We start from the raw sequence: 17,707 nt of genomic DNA, 5'->3' as shown, positions 1-17,707 counted from the left end.
GCTGTCGCGGAGGCGGGCGCCGAGCTCGTGCGGCGGGCGCGGTCAGTCGTCGCCCTGGAAGTAGCTGAGCAGCCGCAGGATCTCCAGGTAGAGCCAGACCAGGCTGACCAGGATGCCGAAGGCGGCGGTCCAGGAGTAGCGCTGGGGCAGCCCCATCCGGACGCCCTCCTCGACCTCGTGGAAGCTGAGCACGAAGCTCAGCGAGGCGACCACGATGCAGACCAGGCTGAAGCCGATGGCCAGCGGGCTGCCGTCGCGCAGCCCGGTGTTGACGCCGAAGAGCGCCAGCACCAGGTTGATCAGCATCACCGCGAAGAGGCCGGCCATCACGGCGATCATGCCCTTGACGAACTTCGGGGTGGCCCGGATGACGCGCGCCTTGTAGAGCACGGCCATCAGGAAGAAGACGCCGAAGGTGGCGGTCACCGCCTGGAGCACGATGCCGTCGTAGAGCGACTCGAACGCCTTGCTGACCATGCCGACGAAGACGCCCTCGACGATCGAGTACGCCACGACCAGCGCCGGGTTCGCCATCCGGGAGAACGAGATGATCAGGCCGAGCACCAGGCCGACGACGGCGGCGCCGATCCAGGCGACACCGACCAGGGCGTCGGGCACGAGCACCCACGCCGCCGCGGCGGAGGCGCCGAGGATGCCGAGCAGCATGACCGTCTTGACCACGACGTCGTCGAGGGTCATCGGGGTCACGGTGGGCGGCGCCGCCGGGTAGGCGTTCGGCGCCGGGTACTGCGGCGGCGCGTAGCCGCCGGTGGGGTACTGCTGGGGGTAACCGGGCTGTCCGTACGGCCCGGGCTGGGCGTACCCGGCCGCCCGCTCACGCTCGGCCGCCTGGCCGAGCCGGGCGAGCACCGGGTTCGAGGTCTTCACTTCTCAGGCCTCCCTCAGGGGGTCAGTGCACGTGAACGTGCACCCTCAAGGGTAAACGGGGCTCGCAGCCCGCGCCGGGCGCAAAGCTGTGGGAAAGCTGAGAGTCTGGGTGCCCGGGGCGGGGGTCGAACCCGCACGCCTTGCGGCAGCCGCTTTTAAGGCGGCCGTGTCTGCCGTTCCACCACCCGGGCGGGTGACACCGGCGCGTCGACACGCGGCGGTGCAGTCTCACCGTAGTCGTTGCGCCCCAACCCGGCGTACCCCGTGGTGGTCGCGCCACTATGGTCGAGGCCGTGACCAGCGCAGCCCGTACGGCCCCCGGGCCCGACCCCGGCCAGGCTGTAGGCCTCGAACCGGAGGTCGCCCGCCGGTCCCGGTCCGCCCAGCTGCTGGCCACCGCTATCCGCCACCGCGCGGACCTGCTGGCCGGGCTGCTCTTCGTGCTGCTGGCGGCCTGGCTCACCCACGGCCTGTGGCCCGCGCCCGGGCAGCGGATGCTCGCGCTCAACCCCGAGGACCAGACCCTCTACGAGTGGTTCCTGGCTGTCGACTCGCGGGCCCTGCTCGGCGACTTCAGCCTGCTCACCGACCGGCTCAACGCGCCGGACGGGGTCAACCTGATGACCAACACCACGGTCATCGCGCTCGGGGTGCTGCTCGCCCCGGTCACCCTGCTGCTCGGCGCGCCGGTCACCTTCGCGCTGCTGGCCGCAGGGAACCTGGTCGGCACGGCGGCCGCCTGGTACCTGCTGTTCACCCGGACCCTGCGAGCCCGCCGGCTCGCCGCCGGGCTCGGTGCCGCACTGTGCGGCTTCGGTCCGGGGATGATCTCGCAGAGCAACAGTCACCTGCACATGACCGCGCAGTGGCTGGTCCCGGTGATCGTCTGGCTGGTGGTCCGGCTGCTCCGGGCCGCCGACCCGGCCGGCACCCTGGACGGGCCGGACCACCGCCGGGTGGTCAGCTCGGCGGTCGGGCTGGCCGCGGCGGTCACCGTCCAGGTCTTCATCGGCGAGGAGGTGCTCTTCCTCGCCGCGGTCACCCTGCTGGTGATGACCGTCGTGTACGCGGTGATCGACCGGCCGCTGCTCCGGCGGACCCTGCCCACGTTCGGCGGCGGGTTGCTGCTCGCCGCCGGCCTGGCGCTGCTGGTGCTCGCGTACCCGCTCTGGTACCAGTTCACCGGGCCGCAGGGGGTCGCCGACGGGATGTTCAGCCCGCACTACTTCTCCGCCGACCTGAGCAGCTGGTGGACGATCTCCCCGCTCTCGGTGCTGGGCAGCGACACCTCGTCCCGACTGACCACCGGGCCGGCCGAGTACAACACCTTCCTCGGCTGGCCGCTGCTGCTGGTCACCGCCGCGTGCGCGGTCTGGCTGGGCCGCCGGCCGGTGGTCGTCGCCTGCGTCGCCGGGGCGCTGGTGATGGGCGTACTGTCGCTCGGCCCGGAGCTGGTGATCTCCGGCGCACGGACCGCGCTGCCCGGCCCGTACGCCCTGCTGGCCGGCCTGCCGGTGGTGGACGGCGCGCTGCCGATGCGGTTCGGCCTCGCCCTGCTGCCGCTGACCGGCACCCTGCTGACGCTCGCGGTGGACCGCGCCCTGCGCGAGCGGGGCCCGGCCCGGCGGCTGGTCCCCCTCGCGGTCGGCGCGGCCCTGCTCAGCGTCTTCCCGACGCCGCTGCCGACCACCGACCGGCCGGCGCTGCCCGAGTTCGTCACCGCCGGACACTGGCGGCAGTGCGTACGCCCCGGCGGGGTGCTGGTCCCCGTCCCGCCGGCCACCCCGAAGGACCCCTGGCCGATGCGCTGGGCAACCGCGGCGGACGCGCAGTTCGGCATGCCCGAGGGCTTCTTCATCGGCCCGTACGGCCGGGGTGGCTCGGCCACCATGGGCACCTACAAGCGACCCACCTCGGCGCTGCTGGCCGACGTGGCCAAGCGGGGCGTCCCGGCGGCCGTCGGCGACGAGCAGCGCCAGCAGGCCGCCCGGGACATCAGCTTCTGGGGGGCGTCGTGCGTGGCGCTCACCGACGACGCCCCGCACGCGGAGCCCCTGCGCCGGACGCTGGAGCAGCTCTTCGGCCCCGGCACCCGGATCGCCGACGCCTGGACCTGGCGCTTCTGAGCACCGCTGGCCGCCGGCCGTCTGACCCCTGTCGCTGACCGATCCGGCGGAGTGCGTGACTCACGGTGACCTCGGGCCGAGGCCGGGACGCGCCGGGTGACCGGGCCGGGACGCGAGAAGGGCCCGTCGCCACGACAGACGTGGCGACGGGCCCTTTCAGTACGAAAACTCAGCGGCGCAGCGCGCCGACCGGCTGGGAGGCCTCGGCGAACTCCTCGCGCGGGTCGTGCAGCTGGCCCAGGGCGACCACCTCACGCTTGAGGAAGAAGGCCAGCGACCAGTCGACCACGACCCGGACCTTGCGGTTGAACGACGGGATCCGCGACATGTGGTACGTCCGGTGCATGAACCACGCCGGCCAGCCGGTCATCTTGATCCCGTAGACCTGCGCCACGCCCTTGTGCAGGCCGAGGCTGGCCACGCTGCCCACATGCTTGTGCTTGTAGTTGACCGGCTCGCGACCGCGGATCACGTTCGCGATGTTGTCGGCCATCCGGGCGGCCTGCCGGACCGCGTGCTGCGCGCTCGGCGAGCAGAAGTTGCCCGGCTCCTTGGTCAGGTCCGGCACCGCGGCGCAGTCGCCGGCGCTCCAGGCGCCCTCGACGACCCGGTCGCCGTCCACGATCTGGAGGGTGGGCAGGCAGGTGACCCGCCGGCGCTCGTCACGCGGGAAATCCGTCGCGTCCAGCATCGGCGACGGCTTCACGCCGGCCGTCCAGACGATGGTGTCGGAGCGGAAGCTGTCGCCGTCGGAGAGCTTGACCACCCCGTCGACGCAGGACTCCAGCCGGGTGTCCAGCCGGATGTCCATGTTCCGCTTGAGCAGCTGCTGCACCGTGTAGGCGCCCATGTCCCGATCGACCTCGGGCAGCACCCGCTGGGTGGCCTCGACCAGGACCCAGCGCATCTCCTCCGGCTTGAGCTCCGGGTAGTAGCGCATCGCGTCCCGGGCCATGTCCTCCATCTCGGCCAGCGCCTCGATGCCGGCGTAGCCACCACCGACGAAGGTGAAGGTCAGCGCGGAACGGCGGACGTCCGGGTCGGTCGTGGCGGCCGCCACGTCCAGCCGGTCCAGCACGTGATTGCGCAGGTAGATGGCCTCGCCGATGGTCTTGAACCCGATGCCGTGCTCGTGCAGGCCCGGAATCGGCAGCGTCCGGGACACCGAGCCGGGGGCGACGACCACGTGGTCGTACTGGATCTCCCGGGTCGGGCCGCTGATCGGCTGCACGATCGCCGTCTTCCGGTCGTGGTCGATCCGGGTCACCGTGCCGGCCACGACCTTGCACTTACGCAACTCGCGCCGCAGCGGCACCACGGAGTGCCGGGGCGAGATGTTGCCGGCCGCCGCCTCGGGGAGGAACGGCTGGTAGGTCATGTGCGGCTGCGGGTCGACGACCACGACCTCGGCCTCACGGGAGCTCAGCTTCTTGGACAGGCGCAGAGCAGCGTACAGGCCGACGTGCCCGGCACCCACGACAAGGATCCGCTTCGGATTCACGCCATCTATCTTTCCCCGGGCGGCTCGGCTAATCCCGTCCGAGACCCCCTTCTGTGACGGAGCACAACACCTGTGACCTGCACAACGTCCTGCACCATCCCGCTATCTGCGACGCAACAGCCACCCGAGCAACGCGCTGAGGGCCACCGCGACCAGCAGCCCGACCACCGTGGCCGCCTGGTAACCCCGGTCCGCCCCCATTCCGCCGAGCCCGGCCAGCAGGATGCCGAGCACCGCGCTGGCGAGCACCACCCCGCCGGCCCGGGTCAACCACCGCAGGATCAGGTCCGGGTCGACAATCCCGTCGAAGGGCAGCAGCGCGGCGAGCGCGCAGAGGGTGTGCGCCAGGTAGAGCAGCGTCGCCACCGCGAGCAGCCGCCACAGCGCGATCGGCCGGTCGAAGCCGGCCGCGGCCAGCAGCCACCCGCCGACCGTGACCAGCGCCGCGAAGGTCGGCCAGACCCGGCGCGGCCCGATCGCCGGCAGCACCGCCACCACCGTCAGGGCCAGCAGCGCCCGCGCCGCGAAGATCTGCACGGGGTACGCCAGCAGGAAGCCGACCAGCACGGTCAGGAAGATGCCGACCCGGACCAGCAGCGGGGCGAGGCTGACCCGGGTTGCCGCGTACCGCACGGCGCGGACCCGTTCGTTCAGGGCGTCCAGCATGTCGTTCACCTGTGCCCGCCTTCGTTCGCGACTGCGGGACTCCGCTGCGCTGCGTTCCTCGCGCTCACCTGTGCCCGCCTTCGTTCGCGGCTGCGGGACTCCGCTGCGCTGCGTTCCGCGCGCTCACCGGGTACCCACCCGGGGGGCGGTCGCCAGTCGGGACACGTCCCGGAGCACCTGGTCCAGGCTGCCCGCGCCGGCCCACCGCACCACCGGCACACCGTGCTCACGGAGCTGGCCGATCATGGTGTCCCGGTCCAGCCGCCACAGCCGGTACGCCACCTCGGCCCAGCCCCGGTCCTTCGGCGGCGGCAGGTCGGCCGGCAGGGTGTCCACCGCGACCACGAACCGACCGCCCCGGGCGAGCCGGGCCAGCATCTGCGCCGACCGCTCGTCCAGCAGCGGGGTGAGCACCACCACCAGCGCGTCGGCGGAGAGCACCTGCGGCCCGAAGACCTGGTCGTACGGCTCGTGCGGGGAGGACTCGGCGTGCACGTCGAGCAGCCACTCCAGCACGGTCAGGTACTGCCGGCGACCGGTGGCCGGGCGCAGCCGGCGGGCGGCCGGACCGTACTCCAGCATCGCCACCCGGTCGCCCCGGTGCAGGTAGTGCTCACCGATCGCGGCCGCCGCCCGGACCGTGGTGTCCAGCACCGAGGCGGGACCGTTGACGCCCCCCGAGCGGCCCGCCTCGGCCAGCACGTCGAGCAGCACCACCACCTCGGCGTCCCGGTCGGAGAGGGTGGCCGCGACGTGCAGCTGGCGGGCCCGCAGCGAGACCCGCCAGTCGATCCGGCGCAGCCGGTCACCGGGAGCGAAGACCCGCACCCCGGCCAGCTCGCCGCCCTCCCCCGGCCGCCGGGAGTGGTGCGCGCCGACCAGCCCGGCCGCGCGGGGCATCGCCTCCACCGCCTCGAACGGCTCGGTCCGCGGATAGACCCGCATCCGCACCGGGTCGGTGATCACGGCCCGGGAGACCAGCAGCCCGTCCGCGGTGGCGACCCGGGCGCCGGCCGGACCGATCGGGTGCCGGCCCCAGCGCAGCGCCGTCCCGGACAGCGCCAGGTCGACCGCCCTACCCGTCGGCACCGAGGTGACGAAGGGCCGGTCGGCGCCCCCGGAGCGGGCCACCTCCACGCCCGCCCCGCCGAAGCCGACCCTCTCCACCCGCAGCCACGGCGACATCCGGGTCCGCACCACCGCCACGTCGTACGACACGGTGTCCGGGTTGCCGATGGCGACCGTGGCGGCCATCGGGCCGCCCTCGACCAGGTGCGCGTCCCCGGCGCTGATCTCCAGCTCGGGGCCGGCGGTGGGCCGTCGGCGCAGCGCGTACGCGGTGCCGAGGGCGAACGGCGTGGCCAGCACGACCAGGTCGACCCGGCCGAACAGCACCGCCGCGATCAGCAGCAGCCCGGTGAGCAGCACGGCCCGGCCGAGCGCCCAGGTGGGCGCCCAGCCCGTCGCCGGCTCCGGCTCGTCACGACTGGCCATCAGCGCCCGGGCCGCCCGGCCGCGTAGCTGGGCAGCGCGCCGCTGGCCGGGGCGGGCGTCTGCTCGAGGACCTCGCCGACAACGAAGGAGGGGTCGACCCGGCGCAGCCACATCTCCGGGCGCAGCGTGATCCGGTGGGCCAGCGCGGGCACCGCCACCTCCTTGACGTCCTCCGGCACCACGTAGTCCCGGCCGGCGAAGACGGCCCGGACCCGGGCCAGCAGCAGCAGCGCCAGCGAGCCGCGCGGCGAGGCACCGACCAGCGCGGACGGATGCTCCCGGGTGGCCGCGGTCAGCGCCACGATGTAGCGGCCGATCGAGTCCTCGACGACCACGTCCTCCAGCGCGGCCTGCATGGCGCGCAGGGTGGCCGCGTCGACCACCGGCTTGATCTCGGCCTCCTCGCGGCGGCGGGCCATCCGCCGGCGCAGCACCTCCCACTCCTCCTCATGGTTCGGGTAGCCGAACGACACCCGGAGCAGGAACCGGTCGAGCTGCGCCTCCGGCAGCGGGTACGTCCCCTCGTACTCGATCGGGTTGGCGGTGGCGAGCACGTGGAACGGCTCATCCAGCCGGTAGGTGACGCCCTCGACGGAGACCTGCTTCTCCTGCATCGCCTCCAGCAGCGCCGACTGGGTCTTCGGCGGGGTCCGGTTGATCTCGTCGGCGAGCAGCAGGTTGGTGAAGACCGGGCCGGCCCGGAACGAGAAGTCGCCGCTGCGCTGGTCGTACAGGAACGAGCCGGTCACGTCGGCGGGCAGCAGGTCTGGGGTGAACTGGAGCCGGCGGAAGTCCAGCCCGAGGGCCTGCGCGAAGGAGCGCGCGGTCAGCGTCTTGCCCAGCCCCGGCAGGTCCTCCAGCAGCACGTGCCCACCGGCGAGGATGCCGGCGAGGACGAGTTCCAACGCCTCCCGCTTGCCGACCACGACCGTGCCGACCGCGTCCAGCACCGCCCGGGCCAGCTGGCCCACCTCGGCGGGGGGCATGCTCCGGTCCACGTCGTTCATCAGAACTCCTTCGAGGAGACCTCGCCCTTCAGGGCGGGGAGGAATCGAACTCCTGCGGAGCAGGGCAGGGATAGCCGGTTCGCCGGCAAGGCGGACTGGTGGCCTCTCCCGAGAGCCCGCAGATTGTCACAGGGCGATGCGATAGTTCGGTAGCCATGAAGACCACGCGCGTGAAGCGGGCATTCAAGTACCGCTTCTATCCGACCGAGGCGCAGGCAGCCGAGCTGTCGCGCACGTTCGGATGCGTGCGGAAGGTTTACAACCTCGCGTTGGCGGCCCGTACGGAGGCGTGGACGCTCCGGCAGGAACGCGTCAGCTACAACGCCACGTCGGCGATGCTGACCGCGTGGAAGAAGACCGGGGAACTGGCCTACCTCAACGAGGTCTCCTCGGTTCCGCTTCAGCAGGCCCTGCGGCACCTTCAGACGGCCTTCACAAACTTCTTCGCTAAACGCGCGCAGTACCCGCGTTTCAAGTCGCGGAAGAGATCGCGGAAGTCGGCGGAGTACACCACCAGCGCTTTCCGCTTCCGCGACGGCACGCTGACGCTGGCGAAGATGGGGGAGCCGCTGCACATCGTGTGGTCGCGCCCTCTCCCGGAGGGTGCGAAGCCGTCGACGGTGACCGTGTCCCAGGACAGCGCGGGCCGCTGGTTCGTGTCCCTGCTGTGCGAGGACCAGACCCTGCAGCCGCTGCCCCCGACCACCGCGGCGATCGGGATAGACGCCGGGCTTGACCACCTGCTGACCCTGTCGACCGGGGAAAAGATCACCAATCCTCGGCATGGGCAGCGCGACCGTGTCCGGCTTGCCCGCGCCCAGCGGGAGCTGTCGCGGAAGGCCAAGGGCTCGGCGAACCGGGACAACGCGCGCCGCAAGGTCGCCAAGGTTTACGCTCGCATCGCCGACCGGCGACGCGACCATCTGCACAAGATCACCACTCGGCTCGTTCGTGACAACCAAACGATCGTGATCGAGGACCTTACCGTTCGGAACCTGCTGAAAACCCACACACTCGCCCGCGCCATCAGCGACGCGGCGTGGCGCGCGTTCCGCAGCATGCTGGAATACAAGGCCCAGTGGTACGGCCGTAAGGTGATCGCGGTCGACCGCTGGTTCCCCTCCTCCAAACTGTGCTCGTCCTGCGGAACCGTACGGGTCACGATGCCGCTGCACGTCCGGACCTGGACGTGCGACTGCGGCGCCATCCACGACCGTGACGTGAACGCCGCGCGGAACATTCTGGCCGCCGGGCTGGCGGTGTCTGCCTGTGGAGCTGGTGTAAGACCTCAACGGGAGCCCTCCCGGACAAGGCGGTCGGTGACGAAGCAGGAAACCTCACGGGCGACCGTGGGAATCCCGGTCCTTCAGGGCCGGGAAGATGTCAACACAGCTTCTCCAGTTCGGTGACGATCGCCGCGAGGTCGCGCGGCGACGGGGGGTGGCGGGGGGGCGTGCTGAGGAACGTCCACAGCGGCTCCCCCAGCAGGGTGCGGGCACGGGCCGGGTCGGACTCGCGGGTCAGGCCGTGCTTCTGGCGCAGCCGCTCGTCGGCCAGCTCGCCGATCCGGGGCAGGATCCGCTCGGTGAACCGCTGCCGGTTGCCCCCGCACCAGTCCAGCGGGCGTTCCCACCCGTTGATGGCGGCGCGCAGCGCGTCCCGGGCGGCCCAGTTCCAGATGCCCGGCTCCTCACCGGCGGGCGCCCGGTAACCGGCCCGGGGCGGCGGCGGGGGCGACAGCGCGGCGGTGACCCGCCGGACGGCGAGCAACGCGAGCACCCCGGCGACGATGATCCACAAGGAGACCTGGAGGCCGACCGTCCGCAGGCCCGCCACGACGACCGCCACGATCGCCGCGGTGACCGCGAGGGTCCGCAGCACCAGGCGTACCCGGCCGCCGCGGGAACCTACGGCCGGTCCGGCCGGTTCCTCCTCGAACGACAGCAGGTCGTCGATGCTGGTACTCACGGCGTCAGCCTGGCTCGCGACTGCGGGGCTCGCAAGACCGGCTCACTCCTCGCGCTCACGGCGCCACTCCGGGGGCGGAGGCGGCGAGGTTGGCCAACTCGCCGCGCAGTCGGCGCAGGGCCGCCCGGGCCTGGTCGCGCATCCGCTCGTCGACGGTGTGTGTGGCGTACCGGGCCTCGCGGTAGACGTGCGCGAACCCGTCCAGCACGTCGGCGCTGGCGATCGCCGGGACGCCGGCGGCCGGCTCGCCGCGCAGCAACCGGCTGACCAGGTCGGTCGGGGTGTCCCCGGCGAGCCGGGGCACGCCGGCCTCCTCGGCGGCCTCCTCCAGCCGGACCCAGCAGGCGATCACCGCGGTCCGCGGGTCGGTGTCCCGGTCGTCCAGCTCCACCAGGCCCGCGTCGAGCGCGGCGACCACCTCCCGCGCGGTGCCCTCGGCGGTACGCCGGGCCCGCTGCACCGGGATCGCCCGGGTGGTACGCCGAAGGGCGCCACCGAACAGCGTCCAGCCGACGTACCCGATGGCGAGCAGGACCGCCAGGCCGAGCACGACCATCACGGTGGTGGCGATCCAGGAAGGAATCTGCGCCTGGGTGGCCTCGGCGGCGTCCCGGGGCTCGACGGCGATCGAGGGCGCGGGCGCGGCGGAGGGGTAGTCCGGCACGTAGGGGATGTTGTCCGCGGCGGGCGGGATCCGGCTGGCCCCGATCGAGGAGTGCCCGGCCGCGAACACGGCGACGGCCAGCAGGACCGTCACCGCCGCGACCGGCCACCACCTGCGCAGCACGCCGAGGTCCATCCCACCGCCCCACGCATTCCTCAGTCCACCCCGGCCAACTGCTTCGCCCGGGCGAACACGTCGTCCAGCATCCCTGGTGTCAGCCGCCCGGTGAAGGTGTTCTGCTGGCTGACGTGATAGCAGCCGAGCAGCGCCGGTGCGGAACTGTCGGACCAGTGTGCCCCATGGCCGAAGGCCGGTCGCGGACTGGGCGGCCGAACCCCGTACACGTCCCGGAGCACCGGCCACCACGCGGCCCAGGCGAAGGCACCCAGCGCGACCACGACGCGCAGGGTGGGCCGGATCAGCGCGACCTCCCGGTGCAGCCACGGCGCGCAGGTGTCCCGCTCCGTTGGGGTGGGCTTGTTGTCCGGCGGCGCGCAGCGCACCGCGGCGAAGATGCGGGTGTCCCGCAGGATCAGGCCGTCGTCGGCGGCGACGCTGGTCGGCTGGTTGGCCAGGCCGGCGCGGTGCAGGGCGGCGAACAGCACGTCGCCGGAGCGGTCGCCGGTGAAGATCCGGCCGGTGCGGTTGCCGCCGTGCGCGGCCGGCGCCAGGCCGAGGATGGCGATCCGCGCGTCCGAGGCGCCGAAGCCGGGCACCGGGCGGCCCCAGTACCGCTGGTCGCGGAAGGCCGCCCGCTTCACCCGGGCGACCTCCTCCCGCCAGGCGACCAGGCGCGGGCAGGCGAAGCAGTTGCTCACCGCGCCGTCGAGGTCGGCGAGGTCGGTCGCCCGCGCGGCGCGGGCGACCACCTCGTCGGGGGTACGCGGCTCAGCCAAGCTTGGCCCGGAAGAGTTCCAGGGTGCGGGCCCAGGCGGTGGCGGCGGCCCGCTGGTCGAACTTCTCCGGCCGGTCCTCGTTGAAGAACGCATGCGACGTGCCCGGGTAGTCGTAGGTCTGGCAGGTACCGCCGGCCGCCTCGATGGCCCGCCGGGTGGCCTGCACGCCGTCGGCGGACGAGGTGCCGTCCTCTTCCGAGCAGTGGATGAGTGCGGCCTTGCCGGCGTAGTCGGGCCAGTCGGCGCGCATCCCCTCCCAGGGCAGCCGGGGGTAGAAGCCGGCGGTGGCGACGACCCGCTCGGAGAACGTCGCCGACCAGAGGGCCAGGCTGGCGCCGGCGCAGAAGCCGGCGCAGCCGACCTTGCCGGTGACCTCGGGACGGCCGGCGAGATATTCCGCCGCGGCGGCGATGTCCGTCGCCGCCTCGTCCATCTGCGGCGCGTTCAGCATCTGCCGCAGCTCGGTCGGCTTGCTGGCCGGCTCACCGTGCCGGAAGTCCGGGGCGAGGGCGACGAACCCCGCCTCGGCGAAGCGGTCCACCACCGCCCGGACGTGGGGCACGAGGCCCCACCAGTCCTGGATGACGATGACCGCCGGGCTGGCCACACCGCCGGAGGGTATCGCGAGATACCCCTCGCTCGTCCCTCCGTTACTGGTGAAGCTCACCGTCTCGCCCATGGCCCGTCCTCCTAGCGGTCAGTCATCGTTGGCTGGTCGCCCAGTGGTCCTACGTGCCGGTAGCCTGCCACGCCGCCACCGCGCCGGGGAAGACGCGGGAACAGTGGCATTCACCTCCCGTTCGCCTTGTGGCCGGCCCCCAGGTACGCCGACGGCGGCGCGGGTGACTCCGCGCCGCCGTCCGTGTTCCCGGTCTACCGGGTCAGGCCTTCTTGGTCAGGCAGAGCAGGTAGTACTTCTCGCCGCTCCGCTGTGCGCCGGAGAAGACGTACCCGTCCTCACCCTCCTTGAAGTACTGGCCGCATGCGTCACCGGACTTGGCCTGCTCCTCGTTCTGGTCGTCGACCCGGCCGACAACAGTGAACGCCGCGTCGGTCGAGGTGCACTCCACCACCTTGGCGTCGTCGGCGTGCTCCTGGCCGTCGCCCTTTATCTCGGGCAGCTGGGCGATGCAGTCGCCGACCTTCGCCTGGGCGGTCTCGTCGCGGTTCTGATAGACCTTCCAGGCTCCCTTGAGCCCGCCGACGACGAGGACGGCGAGGATGAGGCCGAGGATGCCGAGCACCTTGCGACGGCGGGACTTCCCGGTCTCGGCCGGCGGCGACGCCTGCACGGCCGGCTCGGGCTGGCCGTTGTACGGCGCGGGAGGCGGTGCGACCTGCTCTGACACTGCTGTTCCTTCCAAGGGGTTGATGAGCAGACGACACCGTAACGATCAACTCCGCCCCAGCCCCTCAGCCTTTCAGCCAGTTCCCAGCTTCCGTCCACACGGGGCATTCACCGAGGGCGTGGCTCCGAGCGCCGCTCAGCCGGTCGGGCTCGGCACCGGAGCCGTGCTGGTCGGGGCCGGGGTCACCGTCGCGGTGGGGACCGGGGTCGGCGTGGCGGCAGCCGTCGGCAACGAACTGTCCGTCGGTTGCGGCGACGCCGGGGTCGCGGCGGGCGCTCGGCCCGCCGGCGGCACCGGGACCGCGGCGGGCGGCCGCGGCCGGAACGGCGCGAGTTGCGGGCAGTACGGATAGCCGGTCCGCAGCGCGGCGTCCGGTTGGGCCGGGTCGACACACGACGGGTAGCCGAGCCGGATCGGCACGCCGTTCTGATCGAACAGCCGGGCATTCTCCACCAGCCGCCCCTCGCTGTCGTAGACGAAGACGTCCTGGACGGAGTCGTACCGGTCGCCGACCGACACCCCCTGGTAGCCGAACTCGTCCGACCTGGCGTTCTGGTCCACGTTGACGAGCATGGCGAAGGAGAAGAGCAGCAACGCGGCGGTGCCGAGGCGCAGCAGACGGCGGGGCCAACCCCGCAGGCCGGGGGAGCGGTGACCCAACCAGACCGAGGCGAGGACGCCGCCGGCGAGCAGGAACAGGCCCGCCACCGCGCTGTCGCCGAGCCGGGGCAGCAGGCCCGACGGCTCGCCGAGCGCGGCGGAGAACAGCAGGGCCGCAAGCCAGCCGCGCAGCACCCACCAGGCCGGCCGGAGCAACCGGAGGAACTCGGACGCCTTGGCGTACCCGAGGAGCGGACCGAGACGGACGTCGAGGCCGGACAGCCGGGCGCGGGCCCGGTGCGCGGCGGCGGCGATCCGCCGGTCCGGGCCGCCGCGACCGCCGAGCGGCTCGCCGGCACCGGCGGCCGCGCGCAGCTCGGCGGCGTACGCCTCGGGCTCGCCGAGCCGGTCGACCAGCGAGCCGTCCGCCTCGGCGGCGACCTCGGCCAGGTGCTCCGGCAGGTCCTCGGTCAACTCGTCGCGGACGGCGGGCGGCAGGTCGGCCAGTGCGGCCCGCACCCGGTCGACGTAGTCCGCGATGTCCTGCCCAGTGACGGTCATGCCGCCATCCCCCGATCGTCGAGCAGTGCGTCCATGGTCGTGGCGAAGGAGCGCCAGGTCTTGCCGGAGCGGGCGAGCTGGTCCCGGCCGGCGGCGTTGAGGGCGTAGTACTTGCGGTGCGGGCCGGATTCGCTCGGCACGACGTAGGTGGTGAGCAGGCCGGCGGCGAAGAGCCGGCGCAGGGTGCCGTAGACCGAGGCGTCGCCGACCTCCTCCAGGCCGGCGTCGCGCAACCGGCGGAGGATGTCGTAACCGTAGCCGTCCTCCTCCCGGAGCACGGCGAGGACGGCGAGGTCGAGCACGCCCTTGAGGAGCTGCGTGGTATCCACGCTTCCGACACTAGTGTGGATTGCGGAGTACCGTCAAGAAAACACTAGTGCGCGTCGGCCCGTCGTAGAGCATCCTGCGTGGAGGTCGCCGACAACCTGCCCGGCATGGTCCTGGTCCGCGACAGCAAGGACCGGACCGGACCGATGCTCACCTTCGCCCCGACCGTCTGGGCGGCGTTCGTCAGCCAGGTCAAGGGCCGCCCGCACCTGGGTAGGCCCAAGCCCGGGGCTGCTACTCGGTGTGCTGGGTCACGTTGATGACCGCGCCGTTCGGGTCACGGACGAAGAACCGGCGTAGCCCCCAGGGCTCGTTGGTGAGCGGGTAGACGATCTCGGCGCCGAAGGCGACGCACCGCGCGTGCACGTCGTCGATGTCGTCCACCTCGATCGACACGTCGGGGTGGACGCCCGCCCGGATGTCGCGCTTCATCACCGAGAGCTGGACCTCGCGGGTCTCCCCGCCGAAGAACAGGATCCAGTCGAGCCCGTCGCCGCCGTCCAGCCCGATCAGGTCAGTGTAGAATCGACGACTCCCGTCGAAGTCCTCGGAGCGGATGTTCGGCTTGATCCGCTTGACCGCCATTTCGGCAGCCTAGGCGGCTCACCCGGTCGGCGCGAGGCTCCAGGCGATGCCGTCGAGGATGTCGTGCTCGGAGGCGACCACCGACGGCATGCCGGCCCGCTCCATGATCACGCGGAGCACCAACGCCCCCGCGCCGATCACGTCGGCCCGGCCCGGGTGCATCACCGGGATGGCCAGCCGCTGCTCGCGGGTCTTTGCCAGCAGGTCGGCGGTGACGTCGGCGACCGCCTCGTACGACACCCGGGCGTGGTGGATGCGCGCCGGGTCGTACTCCGTCAGGCCCTGGGCGATGGCGACCACGGTGGTGACCGACCCGGCGAGCCCGACCAGCGTGGCGGCCTCGCGGCCCGGCACGGCCGTCAGCGCCCGGTCCACCGCGACCGCGATGTCGGCCTGGGCGGCGGCGATCTCGTCCAGGGTCGGCGGGTCGCCGTGCAGATGCCGCTCGGTCATCCGGACGCAGCCGATGTCCATCGAGATGGCGGCCTCGACCCCGCCCTCGCGGGTGCCCACCACGAACTCGGTCGAGCCGCCGCCGATGTCGACCACCAGGTACGGCGGCTCGGCGTCGGCGGGCAGGCCGCGCACCGCGCCGGTGAACGAGAGTCGGGCCTCCTCGTCGCCGGTCACCACCTCGGGCTCGACGCCGAGGGTCTGCTCGACCATGGCCCGGAACTCCGCGGCGTTGGCCGCGTCCCGGGTCGCCGAGGTGGCACACATCCGGACCCGCTCGGCGCCCAGCTTCTCGATCTCGGCGGCGTAGGACGCCAGCGCGACCCGGGTGCGCTCGATGGCCTCGGGGGCGAGCCGGCCCGTCTTGTCGACGCCCTGGCCGAGGCGGACGATCTCCATCCGCCGGGTCACGTCGACCAGCGGCGCCTGCGGGCCCGCGGACGGGTCGGGCAGGTCGGCGACCAGCAGTCGGATCGAGTTGGTCCCGCAGTCGATGGCGGCCACACGCGTCGTCACGGCAGCAACCCTACGGCAGCGCCCCGGCCCGGACGCCACGGTCACGGGCGCAGCCCCGACCCCGACGCCGGGTCCCGTCCCTCCCCGGTGCGCCGCTCGTCGGGCGGGTCGCCTCCGGGGCCGGCGTCCCCGGACCGGCCCAGCAGGTGCCCGCCGAGCGGCGTCAGCCGGTGCAGCACCGCACCGCCGTCGCGCCCGGTCCGGATCAGACCGGCGGCCCGCAGCGCCGTCATGTGCTCCGACGCGGTGGAGATACTGACCCCGACCGCCCCGGCCAGCGCCGTGGTGGTGTGCCGGTCGGGCTCGCCCAGCCGACGCAGCAGGGCCGCCCGGGTGGCCCCGAGGAGGCGGCCGAGCGGATCGACCCCCGGGGCGGCCGCGTCGCGCGGCATCGCGGCGGGGTAGACGAGCAGGACGGGACGGTCCGGCTCGACCAGCACCCGGGGGCACGGGCCGGCCAGGGGCGAGGGCAGCAGCAGGAGACCCTCGCCGGTGCCGGTCACCTCCCCGCTCCACCAGGTTCGCACCTCCAGCACCGGCGGCCGCCAGCGGATCGCCGGGTGCAGCCCGGCGAAGAGGCCCTCCAGGCCGCCCGCGGCCAACCGGTGCGTGGCGGTCGCGACGTGGTGGCGGTGGGCGGACGCCAGATCGGTCCAGTGCGGCGCGAGCACGGCGCCGAACCAGGTCGCCACCGCCTGGTCGAACAGGTCCAGGATCTCCGGGTCCGCCTCGGCGAACCGGCGCCGCAACGGCGTCGCCGACAGCTCGGCGTACGCGGCGGTGAGCTCGGCCCGGACGCGTCGGCGCGGGGTGGCCCGGATGGCCGCGAGACCGGCCGACACCGATTCCAGGCCCTCGAACGGGGTGAGGAAGTCCGGCAGCCGACCGCGGGCGGGCAGCAGGTGCGCCAGCGACGCGGCGGCGGCGCGCACCGACGCCCCGGAGGTGGCGCCCGCCTGTCGCGCGGCGAGGGCCGGCACCAGCCTGGCGGTGGCCGGGTCGCGCAGCGCCTGACGGGCCAGCATCGCCGTGCCGACCGGGTGCAGGCGCCCGGCGAACCGCACCCGGCACAGGTCCTCCGGGGTCAGATGAAGGCGGAGCATACGGGCAGCGTGCCGGTATTCGGCGAGGGCCGAAAGGGTTGACCCCGCCGGACCCGGCTCACCACTGTGGACCTCGGAGTCCACGAAGGGGGCGGGGCGTGCGACGGACGATGGCGGTGCTGACAGGGTCCTGCCTGGTCATCCTCGGCACGGCGTGCGGTGATGAACGGGGGCGTCCCGGGGCGACGGCCTCCCCGCCCCCCTCGGCCGCCGAGCGGCCGGCGGCCGGCGACCACCGGTTGACCCTGCGGCACGACGGGACGGAGCGCCGCTACCTGCTGCACGCCCCGCCCGGCTACGACCCGGCCACGCCGCTCCCGCTGGTGATCGTGCTGCACTTCTACCCCGGCGATGGGGACGCGATGCGCCAGATGGTGGGCCTGGACGCCAAGGCCGACCGGGAGCGTGCGCTCGTCGCCTACCCGGACGGGCTGAATGGCGGCTTCAACGCCCTGATCTGCTGCGGGTCGTCGGACGACGTCGGGTTCCTCAAGGCGCTCACCGCCCATCTGGTCGAGACCTGGCGGGCCGACCCGGACCGGGTCTACCTCACCGGCATCTCCAACGGCGGTGACATGAGTTTCCGGGCCGCGGTCGAGGCCGAGGGGGTGTTCGCGGCGATCGGCGTGGTCAGCGGCGGCTACAGCGGGCCCCGGACGTCGGCGGAGGAGTACGTGCCGAAGCGCCCGGTCTCGGTCATCACCTTCATCGGCGGCCAGGACGTCTACGCCGACATCTTCAGCGAGGGCACGCGCACCTGGCAGCGGCGGCTGGGCTGCCGGCCGGCACCCGGCCCGCGCCGCACGGCGCCCGCCGGGATCTCCCGGACCGACGCGCGCTGCGCCGACGGCAGCGACGTCACCGTCTACACGATCCCGGACATGGGTCACTCGTGGCCCGGGGCGGCCTCCGGCCAGCTCGCCGCGCCGCGGGCGGGTGTGGTGGCCACCGACCTCGTCTGGGCCTTCTTCGCCGCCCACCCCCGGCGGAGCTGACACCACTC

General features: G+C 73.2%; 18 protein-coding genes, 1 tRNA gene and 1 pseudogene. 4 read left to right on the top strand and 16 right to left on the bottom strand.

The genetic code is table 11. From position 1 onward, the window contains the following. Nucleotides 1-42: 42 nt before the first annotated feature. Together EV384_RS08575 and EV384_RS08570 are read right to left on the bottom strand one after the other, a co-directional pair. Complete coding sequence (locus EV384_RS08575) at nucleotides 43-888, bottom strand: Bax inhibitor-1/YccA family protein (protein ID WP_130331750.1); 846 nt, start codon at nucleotides 886-888, stop codon at nucleotides 43-45. A gap of 110 nt (nucleotides 889-998) precedes the next feature. Next, nucleotides 999-1,079 (bottom strand) — tRNA-Leu (locus tag EV384_RS08570). Between the two features lie 102 nt (nucleotides 1,080-1,181). On the opposite strand from EV384_RS08570, the gene EV384_RS08565 reads away from it, so the two are divergent. Next, nucleotides 1,182-3,014, top strand: coding sequence for a hypothetical protein (locus tag EV384_RS08565; protein ID WP_242623987.1), 1,833 nt, complete (start codon nucleotides 1,182-1,184; stop codon nucleotides 3,012-3,014). A 169-nt stretch (nucleotides 3,015-3,183) separates the two neighbouring features. On the opposite strand, the gene EV384_RS08560 is transcribed toward EV384_RS08565, so the two are convergent. The 4 genes from EV384_RS08560 to EV384_RS08545 form a co-directional block, all read right to left on the bottom strand. Further along, complete coding sequence (locus EV384_RS08560; RefSeq protein WP_130331746.1) at nucleotides 3,184-4,515, bottom strand: NAD(P)/FAD-dependent oxidoreductase; 1,332 nt, start codon at nucleotides 4,513-4,515, stop codon at nucleotides 3,184-3,186. 102 nt (nucleotides 4,516-4,617) lie between these two features. Continuing rightward, nucleotides 4,618-5,178, bottom strand: a complete 561-nt coding sequence (locus EV384_RS08555; protein ID WP_423202947.1) for a hypothetical protein — start codon at nucleotides 5,176-5,178, stop codon at nucleotides 4,618-4,620. A gap of 126 nt (nucleotides 5,179-5,304) precedes the next feature. Beyond that, on the bottom strand, nucleotides 5,305-6,675 hold the full coding sequence (locus tag EV384_RS08550; protein WP_130331742.1) for a DUF58 domain-containing protein: 1,371 nt from the start codon (nucleotides 6,673-6,675) through the stop codon (nucleotides 5,305-5,307). Then, nucleotides 6,675-7,682 (bottom strand): AAA family ATPase, encoded by a 1,008-nt coding sequence (locus EV384_RS08545; RefSeq protein WP_130331740.1) that lies wholly within the window; start codon nucleotides 7,680-7,682, stop codon nucleotides 6,675-6,677. The genes EV384_RS08550 and EV384_RS08545 overlap by 1 nt, the downstream gene beginning before the upstream one ends. A gap of 155 nt (nucleotides 7,683-7,837) precedes the next feature. On the opposite strand from EV384_RS08545, the gene EV384_RS08540 reads away from it, so the two are divergent. Then, the gene (locus EV384_RS08540; protein ID WP_207232266.1) at nucleotides 7,838-9,091 is read left to right on the top strand and encodes an RNA-guided endonuclease InsQ/TnpB family protein; all 1,254 of its coding nucleotides are present in this window, start codon (nucleotides 7,838-7,840) and stop codon (nucleotides 9,089-9,091) included. On the opposite strand, the gene EV384_RS08535 is transcribed toward EV384_RS08540, so the two are convergent. The 7 genes from EV384_RS08535 to EV384_RS08505 all read right to left on the bottom strand — a co-directional run bounded on the left by EV384_RS08535 (nucleotide 9,066) and on the right by EV384_RS08505 (nucleotide 14,049). Continuing rightward, nucleotides 9,066-9,650 (bottom strand): hypothetical protein, encoded by a 585-nt coding sequence (locus tag EV384_RS08535; protein ID WP_130331738.1) that lies wholly within the window; start codon nucleotides 9,648-9,650, stop codon nucleotides 9,066-9,068. The two genes, EV384_RS08540 and EV384_RS08535, sit on opposite strands and share 26 nt — an antisense overlap. 55 nt (nucleotides 9,651-9,705) lie before the next feature. Beyond that, nucleotides 9,706-10,449 carry a DUF4129 domain-containing protein gene (locus EV384_RS08530; RefSeq protein ID WP_130331736.1) on the bottom strand — a complete coding sequence of 248 codons (744 nt, stop codon included), beginning with the start codon at nucleotides 10,447-10,449 and terminating at the stop codon, nucleotides 9,706-9,708. 20 nt (nucleotides 10,450-10,469) lie between these two features. Beyond that, nucleotides 10,470-11,183, bottom strand: coding sequence for a uracil-DNA glycosylase (locus EV384_RS08525; protein ID WP_130340368.1), 714 nt, complete (start codon nucleotides 11,181-11,183; stop codon nucleotides 10,470-10,472). A gap of 19 nt (nucleotides 11,184-11,202) precedes the next feature. Then, entirely contained in the window at nucleotides 11,203-11,889 is a 687-nt protein-coding gene (locus EV384_RS08520) for a dienelactone hydrolase family protein (RefSeq protein WP_130331734.1), read from the bottom strand. A 202-nt stretch (nucleotides 11,890-12,091) separates the two neighbouring features. Beyond that, a complete protein-coding gene (locus EV384_RS08515; RefSeq protein WP_242623986.1) occupies nucleotides 12,092-12,559 on the bottom strand; it encodes an LppU/SCO3897 family protein in 468 nt (155 codons plus the stop codon). A gap of 135 nt (nucleotides 12,560-12,694) precedes the next feature. Then, nucleotides 12,695-13,720 (bottom strand): HAAS signaling domain-containing protein, encoded by a 1,026-nt coding sequence (locus tag EV384_RS08510; protein WP_130331732.1) that lies wholly within the window; start codon nucleotides 13,718-13,720, stop codon nucleotides 12,695-12,697. After that, a complete protein-coding gene (locus tag EV384_RS08505) occupies nucleotides 13,717-14,049 on the bottom strand; it encodes a PadR family transcriptional regulator (RefSeq protein ID WP_089011147.1) in 333 nt (110 codons plus the stop codon). The genes EV384_RS08510 and EV384_RS08505 overlap by 4 nt, the downstream gene beginning before the upstream one ends. Before the next feature lie 72 nt (nucleotides 14,050-14,121). Between EV384_RS08505 and EV384_RS08500 the strand changes: the two are divergent. Continuing rightward, nucleotides 14,122-14,307: pseudogene (locus EV384_RS08500) on the top strand (DUF397 domain-containing protein); the annotation flags it as partial. Here EV384_RS08500 and EV384_RS08495 read toward each other — a convergent pair. The 3 genes from EV384_RS08495 to EV384_RS08485 are packed head-to-tail and all read right to left on the bottom strand — an operon-like array spanning nucleotide 14,282 to nucleotide 16,704. After that, on the bottom strand, nucleotides 14,282-14,632 hold the full coding sequence (locus tag EV384_RS08495; RefSeq protein WP_130331730.1) for a VOC family protein: 351 nt from the start codon (nucleotides 14,630-14,632) through the stop codon (nucleotides 14,282-14,284). The pseudogene EV384_RS08500 and the gene EV384_RS08495 sit on opposite strands and share 26 nt — an antisense overlap. 18 nt (nucleotides 14,633-14,650) lie before the next feature. After that, complete coding sequence (locus EV384_RS08490; protein WP_130340362.1) at nucleotides 14,651-15,589, bottom strand: Ppx/GppA phosphatase family protein; 939 nt, start codon at nucleotides 15,587-15,589, stop codon at nucleotides 14,651-14,653. 53 nt (nucleotides 15,590-15,642) lie between these two features. Further along, complete coding sequence (locus tag EV384_RS08485) at nucleotides 15,643-16,704, bottom strand: ArsR/SmtB family transcription factor (RefSeq protein ID WP_130331728.1); 1,062 nt, start codon at nucleotides 16,702-16,704, stop codon at nucleotides 15,643-15,645. Between the two features lie 98 nt (nucleotides 16,705-16,802). Between EV384_RS08485 and EV384_RS08480 the strand changes: the two genes are divergently transcribed. Continuing rightward, nucleotides 16,803-17,699, top strand: coding sequence for a CE1 family esterase (locus EV384_RS08480; protein WP_242623985.1), 897 nt, complete (start codon nucleotides 16,803-16,805; stop codon nucleotides 17,697-17,699). Nucleotides 17,700-17,707 lie beyond the last annotated feature (8 nt).

It is taken from the genome of Micromonospora kangleipakensis (assembly GCF_004217615.1).
GTDB lineage: Bacteria > Actinomycetota > Actinomycetes > Mycobacteriales > Micromonosporaceae > Micromonospora > Micromonospora kangleipakensis.
Note: the sequence above shows the minus strand (reverse complement) of the source record. Positions and strands in the feature narration are given on the sequence as shown.

What these genes read in the sequence shown, in the direction of transcription:
- EV384_RS08550 (WP_130331742.1), bottom strand. Translation starts at nt 6,675, where the DNA reads ATGGCCAGTCGTGACGAGCCGGAGCCGGCGACGGGCTGGGCGCCCACC.
- EV384_RS08545 (WP_130331740.1), bottom strand. Translation starts at nt 7,682, where the DNA reads ATGAACGACGTGGACCGGAGCATGCCCCCCGCCGAGGTGGGCCAGCTG.
- EV384_RS08540 (WP_207232266.1), top strand. Translation starts at nt 7,838, where the DNA reads ATGAAGACCACGCGCGTGAAGCGGGCATTCAAGTACCGCTTCTATCCG.
- EV384_RS08530 (WP_130331736.1), bottom strand. Translation starts at nt 10,449, where the DNA reads ATGGACCTCGGCGTGCTGCGCAGGTGGTGGCCGGTCGCGGCGGTGACG.
- EV384_RS08520 (WP_130331734.1), bottom strand. Translation starts at nt 11,889, where the DNA reads ATGGGCGAGACGGTGAGCTTCACCAGTAACGGAGGGACGAGCGAGGGG.
- EV384_RS08510 (WP_130331732.1), bottom strand. Translation starts at nt 13,720, where the DNA reads ATGACCGTCACTGGGCAGGACATCGCGGACTACGTCGACCGGGTGCGG.
- EV384_RS08495 (WP_130331730.1), bottom strand. Translation starts at nt 14,632, where the DNA reads ATGGCGGTCAAGCGGATCAAGCCGAACATCCGCTCCGAGGACTTCGAC.
- EV384_RS08485 (WP_130331728.1), bottom strand. Translation starts at nt 16,704, where the DNA reads ATGCTCCGCCTTCATCTGACCCCGGAGGACCTGTGCCGGGTGCGGTTC.